Genomic DNA, 13,267 nt, shown 5'->3' with positions numbered 1-13,267 from the left:
GTGTTCTTAATACTCAACATTCATCAGGAACAGACCCTGGGGCGGGGCGGTGATACCTGCATCTTTCCGGTCTTTTGACTGAAAGACATGAAGGATAGATTCAGGATCTCTGGTTCCTGCACCGACCTCAGCCAGTGTTCCGGTCAGAATCCGGACCATATTATAAAGGAAGCCGTCGCCTGTGAAACTGATCCGGACTTCCCGGTGACCTTCTTCAATCACAATAGAAGAGATCGTTCTCACAGTTGATTTCTTTGTCTTTTTTACAGAAGAGAATCCTAAAAAGTCGTGGGTGCCTAGACAGAAGGAGGCTGCCTTGTTCATTTTTTCTATGTCGAGTGTTTTTGGATACTTCCACAGATATTTTCTTTCAAAAACATTCACGGTGCCGGGGACAGCGATGCGGTACTGATATGTCTTTTGTTTTGAATTCAGCCGGCTGTGGAAGCGCTCTGCGACTTCATCTGCCGTCAGAAGTCCGATATCGGAAGGCAGATATTTCGTGAGGTACTCTTTGATCTCCTGGCAGGAGAAGCCGCAGTCTGTATGGAAATTGGCGACTTGTCCGCAGGCGTGTACGCCGGCATCTGTGCGGCCGGAACCGATAACCTGGATGGATTCCCCGGTCATTTTCGAGAGGACCGACTCCAATTTTCCCTGGATCGTGTTGGCGTTTACATTTTTGCCAAGCTTCTGCCAGCCTTGATAGCGGGTGCCGTCATATTCTATTTTCAGGCGGATATTGCGTTTCATCATTTCCTGTACTCCTTTTTGTGCGGGATTTTTTAATCTGCTGGACTTCATTATAGGGGAAGATGCCAAAAAATACAAATCATAGTTTCTGCTGCAGGCTGTGTACAGATGCGCAGGGAATTTATGATATAATAGAGGACAGAAAATATCAGGAGGAGAGATGAAGTTTCGGATACCGGATTATTATGACAAATTTAAATGTATAGGTTCTGACTGCACAGACAGCTGCTGCGCGGGATGGGATATCACTGTGAACGATGAGACCTATGAAAAGTACACCCTCGTGAAAGGATCATTCGGAGACCGTCTCATGAGATCTGTCAGCTCTTCCTGTCCTCATCATTTTCTCATGGAGGAGAGAAGATGTCCTTTTTTAAATCAAAAGAATTTATGCGATATTTACATTCATCTGGGAGAAGATTTCCTCTGCCAGATCTGTACAGACCATCCACGGTTCTATGAAGTTTATGGCAGCCGGCAGGAAGCGGGACTGGGACTCGTGTGTGAAGAGGCGGCAAGACTGATTTTGACCAACAAGAAAAAGGTCCGGTTTCTTGATAAAAATTTGGATGAAAAAAAGGAAGAAGAGGAGCCCTGGCTGGAGCCGCTTACGCTGGCAAGAGACTTGATCATCCGTCTGCTTCAGGACAGGGAGCAGACGCTGGAGAGACGTTTGCGACAGACGCTGTCGGCGGCAGCTGTCTTTCAGGAAGATTACATTCGCGATGATATGGAGGCCATGTATCTGCATATACATAAATGGAAGACGAAAGAAAGAGTACAAAAGCCGCGGATCGGTCTGAGAGAATGGTTCACGGAATGTCTGGAATTTCTTCTGGATCTGGAGATTCTGACCCCCGAGTGGAAGCAGGCTTTAAGCCAGGCATCTTTCATGTTTCGGGAGGGAGACATTTGTTTTTCTGATTTTGACGGAATCTTTTATGAACATTTGATGGTGTATTTTATATACCGGTATTTTTTAAGATCCGTTTATGATTTTCAGCTGTTGGATAAGGTTAAATTTGCGGTTTTCAGTTGTTTGGCTGTCCGGGGGACAGAGGCTGCGGCTTCGGGAGAGGGGAGCCTGACGTCTTTGGAAATTGCCCGTCTGTACTCAAAAGAAATAGAATACTCGGAAGAAAATATGGAAGCAGTCAATGAACAAATTTTGTTTTCAGACATGTTTGACACACAGAGACTGTCAGAGATGGTATCTGCAGTGTTCAGAAGTTCATATTTATCTGAAGAGACAGGGAGAACTTATGAATAAGATAAAAAAATATCTGGTGTTTCCGGCAGATTCTGCTTACCGGATTCAAATTGAACAGAACCTGACCGCCAATATTTTTAAAACTCATACGATTTTTCAGCTGCTTATTTTGGGCTGTCAGATTTTGATGCTCTATTCGATATCGACACTTCCGGGAGGCGTTTTTTTGAAACCGAGAAGAACCGCATATTTCTGATCACTCTATATCGGAACCGGGTTTTGTCAGAATATGACCGTATTATTATCGGAGAACAGTATCAAAAAATCGCCGAGATCAATAAGGAATTGAATCAACAGGTGATCCGTGACCGTCTGACCGGGCTTTTTAACCGCAGTTATCTGGAAACTTCCCTAAAAGAACAGTTCCAGACCGTACAAGAGAAGCTCGGAAACATTGCATGTATGATGATTGATATTGATTATTTTAAGCAATATAATGATCGGTTTGGACATATATCCGGAGACCAGTGCCTGAGAACTTTCGCAGGCTTCCTGGAGAAGGAAGTGCAGAACAGGTCAGGAAGCCTGATCCGTTATGGCGGAGAAGAATTTCTCGTATTCTTATTTGGGCAGGGTGCTGAGGAGGCGGAAGAAACTGTGTAAAATTAAAAACAAGTAAACTGCCTCAGCAGACATAGACCAGTCTTGCTTCCGGAAGACGCAGACTCACATAGTCTGTCAGCACCGACTCTGCTTCCAGACGCAGTTCCTTCCGGTAGCGGTATTTTCCTCTTCCGCCTCCGGACATAGACTGATTGTCATAGAGGTCCGGGACCTCCGGAAATGCCTCTTTGTTAATAGCATTCTGTACAAAACTGTAAGTCATAAAAATCATCTCTATGGTCATCGCCTTTTTTGTTTTTTCTGTAAGCCCGTCGGCCAGTTGATCGATCAAATCCATGTATTTTTCTTTCCATCCATCATTAAGAATGATGGGAGCGATTAGTATTCCTACGGGATATCCGGCCTCACACATAGCGTTGACTGCCCGTATTCTCTGATCCAGAGGTGAGGTTCCAAGTTCGATGTGGTCGATGATCTCCTGAGGGTTGACGCTCATTCGAAAAATGGTTTTTCCCTGATGGTCAAGGCCGAGCAAAGGTTTTACAGATGCAAATTTGGTCGGAAACGTAATCTGTCCTCTCCCTTCACGGGCGAAAGCAGGTATGACCCATTCCAGATTGCCTGTGATCATATTTTCTAAGACAAGATCGCTGTTGGAGCCTATCTCAAATGTCTGGGGATCAGCTCCTTTTTTTGAGTTCTTTATCAACCGTTCCATCATCTCTTCCCGGTTTACGAAAAGCCTTAAATAGGCGCATTTATTATAATTGCATACCAAATAACAATAAAGGCACATGGCAGTGCATCCGGACGAGGTGAATGGGACCAGATAATCGGATATCTTATGGTTTTCCGTATATCGGTGGGTTTTTCTTGTGCCGATGATCAGGAAGCGTTTCATTTTTGGAAAATCGCTGTTGGGCCTTTGGGTCATCTCTTCGATTCGGTTATGGCTTTTGATCTCATGCCAGGGCAGATCCGCAAAATCTCTTTTTAATTTTCGGCCGAGGGGATAATCAAAGATTCCTGGTTCATGATATACGGCGGTAAATAATCTCATAAGCAGTTCTCCTTTTCGTATTTGTTTTAGTATTCCAGAAAAAAACGAGATATATTGATTGTTGTCTGATTTTTGGTAAGGATTTCATTGGAAATAATAGAAAATTTTCTAGTTAAAACAGATTTATTATGTTATAATAAATGAAAACAGATTTGTTTGCATGTAAAATGATGGGAGTTATAAATTGGATGAATATTCAGCGTTGATGATACATATAAAAAAGAGAATGAGGTATGAGCCCGCAGAGGAGCAGAATCTTCAGATTTATCTGACCAAAGTGGCGGAGCAGCTGAACAGCCTTTTTGTGGATAGCATGATATTTCCGGTGATCTTCGGAAGGCATGACGAACTTCAGGGCCTGTTTACATCTTCAATGTCCGCTGCCTCTTATTTCCGGCTTTTTGAGATCATGTGTTATCCGGTCGCCGTCACCGGAGGGATCGGAATCGGAGAGTGGACGGTACGGATAGAGGAAGGGACTTCTGCGCAGCAGCAGGGACCAGCCTATGACCGGGCAGAAGAGGCCATGAAGACTGCTGCAAAGAAGAAGACACAGAGGCTGCGGATCCATTCTTCCAGAGAAGACGGCATGGCAAACTATCTTCTGAATGTCTCCAAGGACATGCTGAGCGCACAGAATTCTATCCAGAATCGTCTCCAGCTGATCGCAGAGATCCTGTACCCGTTTGTTGAGAACAGGACGTGGATACGATTTGAAAATCATGGTCTCAGGCTGCTGACATTGAAGGAGAATTTTGGGCCTGCGAAACAGATGGTTGATAAGATCGCAAAAGTGCCGGAACAGACGATCTCCTGGAAGAAGAACGTTTATGTCCAGGAACCGATCTTCATCACTGGCGAAAAAAAGGAAGGAGAAGAAGCTGTCATTCTTAAAAATGTTTCCAGCAACATTGCGGTGACCGCAAAGAAAAGCCGGCAGAACGTGGAAACGATCATGAAACGGGGGAAACTGCTCACGATCCGGATCATGGATTATATGGCACTGCAGTATATAAAACGGTATTACTGAAAAGGGAGAAAGAAATATAAGTATGGAAAAGAAGGAAAAAAGATTTGCTCTTTTAATCGACGCTGACAACATATCAGCAAAATATATCAAGCCGATTTTGGACGAGCTGTCCCAGTACGGCAACATTACATACAAGAGAATCTACGGCGACTGGACAAGTACGCTTCATGCCAGCTGGAAAGAGGAACTGCTGGCCAACTCCATCACGCCGATCCAGCAGTTTTCTTATACACAGGGGAAAAATGCGACGGATTCAGCAATGATTATCGATGCCATGGATATCCTTTACACCAACCGGGTGGACGGCTTCTGTATCGTCTCCAGTGACAGCGACTTTACGAGGCTTGCCAGTAGGATCAGAGAGACAGGACTCACTGTGATCGGCATGGGTGAGGGGAAGACTCCCCCGGCTTTCCGTAAAGCGTGTGATGTTTTTACAAACCTGGAACTCCTGATCGAGGACAAAGAGGAAAAGGAAAGCAAACCTATTGGCCGCAAGGATATCGAGGCAGCGATCCATTCTATCATCACTGACAATCAGAACAGCGATAAAGAGACGACGCTGGGAGAGATCGGGACAAGGCTGTTAAAGAGATATCCGGACTTTGATGTGAGGAGCTATGGCTACAGTCTGCTCTCTAAATTTCTGGAAGAATTCGATCATTTCAGGCTGATAAAGGATGGCAATATTGTCACTGTTTCTCTGAGAGAAGATATTGACATGAAAGAACAGCTGGACCACTATGTGACGGCGCTGGTGAAAAATACAGGAAAGAAGGGGCTTGATCTGTCTGATCTTGCAAATAAAATTTATGCAGAATATGAGAACTTTAAGGTGCAGGACTTTGGATACAACCGGTTCAGCTCATATGTGCGGAGCATCCCGGGCATGCAGCTGGAGAACAAGAACAATATTACAAAAGTAACATTTTCAAAAAAATAATACCGCTAAGGCAAAAAAATTTTCTAATAGAAATACGAAAGCAGATAAATATACAAACCAAACGAGGTATTTTAAATATGAGAATTTTTTTATGGGAAATCAGGGAAGAACAGGGTTACAGTTTGAGAAATCTTGAAAAATATACGGGCATCAGCCATATGCATATCTATGATATTGAAAGAGGGCTGGTCAGTCCCACGTTGGAGGAAATCGAAAAGCTGGCGGGAGTCATGAGGATCAGTCCTTACCGTCTGTTTGATTTTCGTCCGGCCATACAAGTTAATTCCAATTAAAGAGACTGCTGCAAAACGCGCATGAGTGTTTCTGTTTGAAACAGAATATCGGGTTTTGCAGCAGTCCTTTGTCAAACGAATATGAGGATCATTGGTATTAGAGATCTCTTCCACAGCGGCCGTAAAAGGTTAAAAGATAAAGTCCGCAGATGCCGACCAGATCATAGACGAGCCTTGAAAGCATCGTCATGCTGCCGAAGAGAAAAGCTACTAAATCAAACCGGAAGAAGCCAATCAGGCCCCAGTTGACCGCACCTATAATTGTAATTGTCAGTGCTATATAATCTAATGTTTTACTTCCCATAGCAACCTCCTTTTCTATTTATAATCTTCCCAGTCTTAGAAATATTATGCATGATATTTTGGCACTATGGTCAAAATATTAATTTCCGCCGGGACCGTCTTTTCTGGGACGTTCAGACTCGGGAAGAGGCTCCACGATATGCGGACGTTCTTTTTTTGCGTCTTTTGGTTCCTGCTGTTTATGCCTGTGGCAGTTGGATTCGTGCATTGCGATCACTCCTTTCTTTTTAGTTCTCTTAGTATGTTTGCAAAAAGTCCGGACTATACAGTATAATAAAGACAGAAACTACGAATATAGATTGAGATTAGGATAGGAGGGATTTTATGGTGGGAAAACAGAAAAGCACCTGTGAGTCTTGTGTAAATTATGTGTATGACGAGATGTGCGGTTACTATGTATGTGACGTAAACCTGGACGAAGATGAGCTGATGCGGTTTATAACATATTCTAATTATAACTGTCCGTATTTTCAATTAAATGATGAATATAGTATTGTTAGAAGACAAATTTAAACAGGAAAAGATGTATGAAGTTAAAAAGAAATCGTATGGTATCCTGGACAATGGTCATTTTGATGATGGCGGTGATCTTTTTATTTTCTGCGAAGACGGCAGATGCGTCTGAGCAGATGAGTATGGGAGTAACCCAATGGATATCAAAGCTGATCGGGATATCCCCGGCAGAGGCGGGAACATTCGGAAACAGCCTATATGATATGCTGTCCGTCATGGACCACTATGTGAGGAAGACAGCCCACTTTTTGGAATATGCACTGCTCGGAGTGCTTGTGTGCCGGGCTTTGAGGATTGATGTAAAGAAAAAGGCCCATCTTCTGGGTGCGGCATTGGCGTTTTGTTCTATCTATGCCGTGACAGATGAACTGCACCAATATTTCGTACCAGGAAGAAGCTGTCAGGTCAAAGATGTCATGATCGACAGTTCGGGTGCTCTGACCGGCATCTGTCTTTGTATGTTGGCATGTTTTGTATTAAAAAAATTAAAGGATAAAGCGTAGAACTTTCCTATGAAATGAAAAAACACCCCGGATGTCAGATTTTTCTGATATCCGGGGTGAAATTTTTGGTGACAGCGGCAAACAAATTATATAAGATCCCTTATCTCCCTGTGACGAGATTAATCAGATCAGAGCCAAGCTGTTTGGAATCTTTCGGAAAGTACAGGGTAACTGTGTCTTCACCGCTTTTGATATTCTGTTTGGTCAGTGTGAAAGTCTTTGTCTTCATGTCGGAAGACGGTTTCATACTTTTGAAACCTTTTGCCACGTTTTTGATCAAAAGTTTCTGAGCATCTTCTTTCGTCTCGATATGCTGAGGCTTCAATGCATCTACTGTTTTTTTCTTGGCGTCCTTAAATACAGATAAGTAATCAATATACTGTGATTTTACAGTGACAACAGCCTCTTTCTTTTCCTGCTCTTTCACGGATACTTCATATTCAAGACTGGACAAAGCCTGGGAGAGTGCATCAAAGATATCTTCAGCGTCTTTTGTGGTCAGTGTGATGCCCGCAGATTTGAAGCTGTTTTTCAGTGATGAAATCGTAGACTCCTTGTATACACTCAGGGTATCACTGACTTCGGCAGAGTCAATGCCCAGATCTGTCATGGCATCTGCTTTATGGCATACGATCAGCTGATAAAAAGCATCCATGGATTTATCTGCATCCGGGGCTTTTTTTGTGCCGCATCCGGTCAGCAGAGTCACTGCCAATAAGGCTGTTATAACCAAGGACATCAATTTCGTATTTTTCTTCATAATTCATTTCCCCAATCCTGTTTGTTTATAATGAATACTCGTTTCATTATAAAGGTTAGAAGGAAATGTGTCAATAAATGACGAATAGAATCGAAGGACCGGATGTTTCCGATAACATTTTCATGACCGGAGTTCCTGGATCAGTCTGCGGAGCTTAGATATGATCTTTCGTCTGTGTATGCCGGTATAGCCCGTTTTTTCTGCAGAGAGGAACAAATACTCGCGGTAAAGAACGACGATATCCGGCTGCGAGATCTCAAGTACCGTAAAAGGATCAGACAGATGTACCAAAAGGGCGCGCTGATTTTCTTTCAACATGAGTGTACTGTCTGGTTTTTTGAGAGCAGGCTGTTTCCTTTGGTTCAGAGACTGCAGACCGGCTTCTGGCGGATTTATCAACTGCCCTGCTCAGTACGCTGTCCGGTGACCTGTCGGTGTTTACCAGAGCAAGAGCGGATACATTTTTTATACTTGTCCCATACAATGAGGACCGTGCGCTTATGGCTGCTGACAGAAAGTGCATACGTGAAGGATTCAGAAAAGTTTTTATCTGTTATAGAAAAGGTGAACCAGAAAGGATTTATTATTGAAATGGATGACATTGGGAGCGGTTACTCGTTTCTTAATACACCTTCAGAGCTCCACATTGATGTTATGAAACTGGATCTGAAATTTTTGCGGCAGACTGAGGATAACCGGCGGCGTCAAAAAGTAGTGGAGTTTGTCAGATGCCCCTGAACTTCAAGTCATCGCAGAAGGGGTAGAGACAAAGGAACAGGCACAGATGTATAAGAAGATGGGTGCTGTCATGCCCAGGGATATCTGTACGGATGTCCGATGCCGGAGCAGGAGTTTATAAACTATTTATCAGGAGAAGAATTGTAAGCAAAGCTATTATGCGGATTAAGTATAACAGCCTTTTGCATGAAAAACGATGGAATACTGCACACTATGACTACTGCAGGATATCTACTTGAAGTTCTTGTTCAAAATGTATATAATATTTTAGATTGTATAAAAGCAGATGTTTCTATGACAGGGCTGCAGGAAAGCCTTGATCATATTGGGAGGAGAATATAGAAAATGAGCAGTCAAAACTATGACGCAAACAGTATTTCTGTACTGGAAGGGCTGGAGGCAGTCAGGAAGCGGCCCGGAATGTATATAGGAAGTGTTTCGACAAAGGGGCTTAATCATCTGATCTATGAGATCGTAGATAACTCAGTGGATGAATTTCTTGCGGGACACTGCGATGAAATCACGGTAACACTCAAGGATGACGGGACAGCAGTGGTCGAAGACAACGGCAGGGGCATTCCTGTCGGGATCAATGAACAGACCGGTCTTTCAGCGGTGGAGATGGTGTTTACCATGCTTCATGCCGGAGGAAAATTCGGAGACGGGGGATATAAAATTTCAGGAGGACTGCACGGTGTGGGGGCATCTGTGGTCAACGCCCTTTCTACCTGGCTTAAAGTGACGGTCAAACAGGACGGAAAAATCTATGAGGAATGTTTTGAGAGAGGGAAGGTTACAGAACCGCTGAAAGTCATCGGAAGCTGTAAAAAGTCGGAGACCGGGACAAAGGTCCGGTTTCTGCCCGATCCCGAGATCTTTGACAAGACCTATTTCAAAGCCGCTATGATCCGCAACCGTCTCCATGAGACGACTTATCTGAACCCGGAATTAAAGATTAATTATATTAATGAACGTTCAGGGGAAGAGACGGAAGTTTTATATCATGAGCCTGAGGGGATCTGTGCCTATGTAAAGAAGCTGAATGATGGTAAGCATGTGCTGCATGATCCGGTCTATTATAAGAGGGAGATCAACGGAATCGAAGCGGAGATCGCCTTCCAGTATACGGAAGATTTTGGTGAAAATATTTTAGGCTTCTGCAATAACATTTATACCACGGAGGGCGGTACCCATATCACGGGATTTAAGTCCAAATTTACGGCAGTGATGAACCAGTATGCCAGGGAACTGGGTGTATTAAAGGAAAAAGACGCAAACTTTACCGGGGCAGATGTGAGAAACGGCATGACCGCAATCATTTCCGTAAAGCATCCGGAACCAAGGTTTGAAGGTCAGACAAAGACAAAATTGGACAATCCTGATGCCAGTAAAGTGGTCAGTGAAATTACCGGAGATGAGACGGTATTATTTTTTGATAAAAACCTGGATACCTTAAAAAAAGTCCTTGCCTGTGCGGAGAAATCTGCAAAGATCCGCAAGGCTGAAGAAAAAGCGAAGACAAATCTTCTTGTGAGACAGAAGCTCTCCATTGACAGCAACGGAAAGCTATCTAACTGTGAAAGCCGTAAGCCGGAAGAGTGTGAGATTTTTATCGTCGAGGGAGATTCTGCCGGAGGCTCTGCGAAAACTGCCAGAAACCGCCGAACTCAGGCCATTCTGCCGATCAGGGGAAAGATCCTGAATGTTGAGAAGGCTACCATGGACAAGGTCTTGGCTAATGCAGAGATTAAAACGATGATAAACACCTTTGGGTGCGGATTTTCAGAAGGGTACGGAAACGATTTTGACATCGAAAAACTGAGGTATCAAAAAATTGTGATTATGACCGATGCCGATGTGGACGGAGCCCATATTGCCACCTTGCTGCTGACATTTTTCTACCGGTTTATGCCGGAGCTGATTACCCACGGACACGTTTATCTGGCAACACCTCCTCTTTATAAGGCAATTCCTAAGAAAGGAAAGGAAACTTATCTGTTCGATGATACCGCGTTGGAGAAATACAAGGCTGCTCATAAGGGTCCGTTTACCCTTCAGCGGTATAAGGGCCTCGGAGAGATGGACGCCAGCCAGCTGTGGGAGACGACGCTGGACCCGGAGACGAGGACATTAAAGCAGATTGAGATCGAAGATGCCAGAATGGCATCCGATGTGACCTCTATGCTGATGGGCAGCGAGGTTCCGCCGAGAAGGCAGTTTATTTACGATAATGCAGGCGATGCGATGTTGGATATATAGAAAGGGAGAAAGATGGCAGAACATATCATTAGGGCAGAATTTTCCGAGGTCATGCAGAAGTCGTATATCGACTATGCTATGAGCGTTATTTGTGCGCGTGCCCTCCCCGACATTCGGGACGGTTTAAAGCCCGTACAGCGCCGCGTCCTGTATGCCATGGATGAGCTTAATCTGAGGTATGACAGGCCGCACAGAAAATCTGCGAGGATCGTCGGAGACACGATGGGTAAATATCATCCCCACGGAGACGGCTCTATCTATGAGTCTCTGGTAGTCATGGAACAGGAATTTAAAAAGGGTATGCCTTTGGTGGACGGACATGGAAACTTTGGTTCCATCGAGGGTGACGGGGCCGCGGCCATGCGTTACACGGAGGCAAGACTGAAAAAGTTTACCCAGGAGGTTTATCTTGCGGATCTGGATAAAAATATAGTAGATTTTATATCCAATTTTGACGAGACAGAGAAAGAACCGGAAGTGCTTCCGGTCAGAGTGCCGAATCTTCTGATCAACGGCGCCGAGGGGATCGCCGTCGGTATGACCACCAGCATTCCGACTCATAATCTGGGCGAAGTGGTCGATGCCATGATCGCGTATTTGGAAGATGAGTCAGTGACCAATGAAGATCTGCTCACCTATATCCAGGGACCGGATTTTCCGACCGGAGGCCTGGTGGTCAACAAAAAGGACATAAAAACAATTTACTCTGAGGGCCGCGGAAAACTGAAACTCCGGGGGAAAGTAGTCTTTGAGCCGGGGAAGAAGCGCGGGGAAAAGGACAAGCTGGTCATCACAGAGATACCATATACGATGATCGGCGCCAATATCGGGAAATTTCTTTCTGATGTCGTAAACCTCGTGGAATCTAAGAAAACGACGGATATCGTTGATATTTCCAACGAATCCTCCAAGGAGGGTATCCGCATTGTTCTGGAACTGAAAAAAGGGACAGACATAGAACGCCTGAAGAATCTCCTGTACAAAAAAACAAAGCTTGAGGATACCTTCGGCGTGAATATGCTGGCCATCGTCGACGGCCGTCCGGAGACTCTGAGTCTTCGGGATATCATAGCGCATCACACAGAGTTTCATTACGGGCTTGTAAGAAGAAAATATCAGACTCTTTTATCCAAACTTTATGACCAGAGGGAGATTAAAGAAGGCTTGATCAAGGCCTGCGATATGATCGATCTGATCATTGAGATACTGAGAGGGAGCAAAAACCTGAAAGAGGCAAAAGCATGTCTTACGAAGGGTGAGGTCGGAACTATCAGGTTCAAATCATCTGAATCCATGATCGAAGCCTGCAAGCTGTCTTTTACAGAGAAACAGGCAGAGGCGATCCTGGACCTGCGCCTCGGAAAGCTCATCGGATTAGAAATCCTGGCTCTCAAAGAAGAATATGAAGAGATCGTTGCCAAAATAGCCGAATATGAGGATATCCTTCATAATCCGGCATCTATGCAGCGCGTTATGAAACAGGATCTCACGAAGATTAAAAAAGAGTATCAGAGAGAGAGAAGAACGGTGGTAGAGGACGGAGCCGAGGCAGTTTATGAAGAAGAACCGCTGAAAGAGGAGCAGGTTTATTTTGTCATGGACCGGTTTGGCTATGCAAAGACCTTCGACAAGGCTACCTACCAGAGAAATCAGGAGAATGCAGCCAGGGATTATAAATATATTGTTCCGTGTATGAATACGGATAAGATCTGTATTTTTACAGACACCGGCGTAATGCATCAGATCAAAGTGCTGGACATACCGGCAGGAAAATATAAAGATAAGGGAACACCGATCGACAATCTGGGCAACTACGACAGCTCCGACGAAGCAATTATCGCAGTTCTGGCAGCGGAGGAAATGATACATGAAAGTCTTTTCTTTGCCACGGAACAGGGGATGTTAAAGATCGTTTCGGGAACGGAATTCCAGGTAACCAAAAGAACAGTATCCGCCACAAAACTGTCGGACGGAGACGCACTCCTCTCGGTAAAGCCGCTGAAAACCGACGGTGGCCTGATAAAACCGGATATGGTAATATTAGAGACAAAAGAGGGGGTTTTCCTGCGGTTTTCACTGGAAGAGGTGCCGGAAAAGAAAAAAGGTGCGGTAGGCGTAAGAGGCATCAAACTGAATAAGGATGATATACTGCTCCATACTTATCTTATGGAGGCCGACGGCATTACATCCATAGATTATAAAGGAAAACGTCTGGATTTCAATAAACTGAAGCTTGCAAAACGGGATACGAAGGGTTCTAAAATCCGGCGCTGAGAAA

At 44.4% G+C, this 13,267-nt stretch carries 18 protein-coding genes; 12 read left to right on the top strand and 6 right to left on the bottom strand.

Annotated elements, in window-relative coordinates; genetic code table 11:
* Positions 1–6: 6 nt before the first annotated feature.
* Positions 7–756: a tRNA pseudouridine(38-40) synthase TruA gene (truA, locus tag CI597_RS08095; RefSeq protein WP_034549348.1), complete on the bottom strand. Its 750-nt coding sequence runs from the start codon at positions 754–756 to the stop codon at positions 7–9.
* 157 nt (positions 757–913) lie between these two features.
* Between truA and fliB the strand changes: the two genes are divergently transcribed.
* From fliB to CI597_RS08080, 3 genes are read left to right on the top strand one after another with little or no spacing between them, the layout of a single operon-like run.
* Positions 914–2,023, top strand: a complete 1,110-nt coding sequence (fliB, locus tag CI597_RS08090) for a flagellin lysine-N-methylase (protein ID WP_024727492.1) — start codon at positions 914–916, stop codon at positions 2,021–2,023.
* Positions 2,016–2,219: a hypothetical protein gene (locus tag CI597_RS08085; RefSeq protein WP_235824579.1), complete on the top strand. Its 204-nt coding sequence runs from the start codon at positions 2,016–2,018 to the stop codon at positions 2,217–2,219. Before fliB ends, CI597_RS08085 begins: the two co-directional genes overlap by 8 nt.
* A 23-nt stretch (positions 2,220–2,242) precedes the next feature.
* The gene (locus tag CI597_RS08080; protein WP_024727493.1) at positions 2,243–2,626 is read left to right on the top strand and encodes a GGDEF domain-containing protein; all 384 of its coding nucleotides are present in this window, start codon (positions 2,243–2,245) and stop codon (positions 2,624–2,626) included.
* Between the two features lie 22 nt (positions 2,627–2,648).
* Here CI597_RS08080 and CI597_RS08075 read toward each other — a convergent pair whose 3' ends face one another.
* Positions 2,649–3,647, bottom strand: coding sequence for an SPL family radical SAM protein (locus CI597_RS08075; protein ID WP_024727494.1), 999 nt, complete (start codon positions 3,645–3,647; stop codon positions 2,649–2,651).
* 184 nt (positions 3,648–3,831) lie between these two features.
* On the opposite strand from CI597_RS08075, the gene CI597_RS08070 reads away from it, so the two are divergent.
* From CI597_RS08070 to CI597_RS08060, 3 genes are all read left to right on the top strand, one after another.
* Positions 3,832–4,677 (top strand): hypothetical protein, encoded by an 846-nt coding sequence (locus CI597_RS08070; protein WP_024727495.1) that lies wholly within the window; start codon positions 3,832–3,834, stop codon positions 4,675–4,677.
* 22 nt (positions 4,678–4,699) lie between these two features.
* The gene (locus CI597_RS08065) at positions 4,700–5,620 is read left to right on the top strand and encodes an NYN domain-containing protein (RefSeq protein WP_024727496.1); all 921 of its coding nucleotides are present in this window, start codon (positions 4,700–4,702) and stop codon (positions 5,618–5,620) included.
* Between the two features lie 77 nt (positions 5,621–5,697).
* On the top strand, positions 5,698–5,913 hold the full coding sequence (locus tag CI597_RS08060) for a helix-turn-helix domain-containing protein (RefSeq protein ID WP_009289583.1): 216 nt from the start codon (positions 5,698–5,700) through the stop codon (positions 5,911–5,913).
* Between the two features lie 97 nt (positions 5,914–6,010).
* On the opposite strand, the gene CI597_RS08055 is transcribed toward CI597_RS08060, so the two are convergent.
* Positions 6,011–6,217 carry a DUF378 domain-containing protein gene (locus tag CI597_RS08055; RefSeq protein ID WP_024727497.1) on the bottom strand — a complete coding sequence of 69 codons (207 nt, stop codon included), beginning with the start codon at positions 6,215–6,217 and terminating at the stop codon, positions 6,011–6,013.
* Positions 6,218–6,295: 78 nt separating this feature from the next.
* Complete coding sequence (locus tag CI597_RS18940) at positions 6,296–6,424, bottom strand: hypothetical protein (RefSeq protein WP_268876113.1); 129 nt, start codon at positions 6,422–6,424, stop codon at positions 6,296–6,298.
* A 116-nt stretch (positions 6,425–6,540) separates the two neighbouring features.
* On the opposite strand from CI597_RS18940, the gene CI597_RS08050 reads away from it, so the two are divergent.
* Both CI597_RS08050 and CI597_RS08045 read left to right on the top strand, forming a co-directional pair.
* Entirely contained in the window at positions 6,541–6,729 is a 189-nt protein-coding gene (locus CI597_RS08050) for a DUF6472 family protein (protein ID WP_024727498.1), read from the top strand.
* Between the two features lie 14 nt (positions 6,730–6,743).
* Complete coding sequence (locus CI597_RS08045) at positions 6,744–7,232, top strand: VanZ family protein (protein ID WP_051405203.1); 489 nt, start codon at positions 6,744–6,746, stop codon at positions 7,230–7,232.
* A 100-nt stretch (positions 7,233–7,332) separates the two neighbouring features.
* Here the strand turns inward: CI597_RS08045 and CI597_RS08040 are convergent, their stop codons facing one another.
* A complete protein-coding gene (locus tag CI597_RS08040; protein ID WP_024727499.1) occupies positions 7,333–7,992 on the bottom strand; it encodes a hypothetical protein in 660 nt (219 codons plus the stop codon).
* Positions 7,993–8,112: 120 nt separating this feature from the next.
* Positions 8,113–8,391 (bottom strand): hypothetical protein, encoded by a 279-nt coding sequence (locus CI597_RS08035; RefSeq protein ID WP_024727500.1) that lies wholly within the window; start codon positions 8,389–8,391, stop codon positions 8,113–8,115.
* On the opposite strand from CI597_RS08035, the gene CI597_RS19720 reads away from it, so the two are divergent.
* From CI597_RS19720 to CI597_RS08015, 4 genes are all read left to right on the top strand, one after another.
* Positions 8,275–8,730 (top strand): EAL domain-containing protein, encoded by a 456-nt coding sequence (locus CI597_RS19720; RefSeq protein WP_143266067.1) that lies wholly within the window; start codon positions 8,275–8,277, stop codon positions 8,728–8,730. The genes CI597_RS08035 and CI597_RS19720 overlap by 117 nt on opposite strands.
* Positions 8,714–8,851 (top strand): hypothetical protein, encoded by a 138-nt coding sequence (locus CI597_RS08025; RefSeq protein ID WP_235824578.1) that lies wholly within the window; start codon positions 8,714–8,716, stop codon positions 8,849–8,851. Before CI597_RS19720 ends, CI597_RS08025 begins: the two co-directional genes overlap by 17 nt.
* A 224-nt stretch (positions 8,852–9,075) precedes the next feature.
* Entirely contained in the window at positions 9,076–10,989 is a 1,914-nt protein-coding gene (locus tag CI597_RS08020; RefSeq protein ID WP_024727502.1) for a DNA gyrase/topoisomerase IV subunit B, read from the top strand.
* A 12-nt stretch (positions 10,990–11,001) separates the two neighbouring features.
* Entirely contained in the window at positions 11,002–13,263 is a 2,262-nt protein-coding gene (locus CI597_RS08015) for a DNA gyrase/topoisomerase IV subunit A (RefSeq protein ID WP_024727503.1), read from the top strand.
* Positions 13,264–13,267: the final 4 nt, after the last annotated feature.

This window comes from Anaerostipes hominis (ex Lee et al. 2021) (genome assembly GCF_002270485.1).
In the GTDB taxonomy this organism is placed as follows: Bacteria; Bacillota; Clostridia; order Lachnospirales; family Lachnospiraceae; genus Anaerostipes; species Anaerostipes hominis.
Note: the sequence above shows the minus strand (reverse complement) of the source record. Positions and strands in the feature narration are given on the sequence as shown.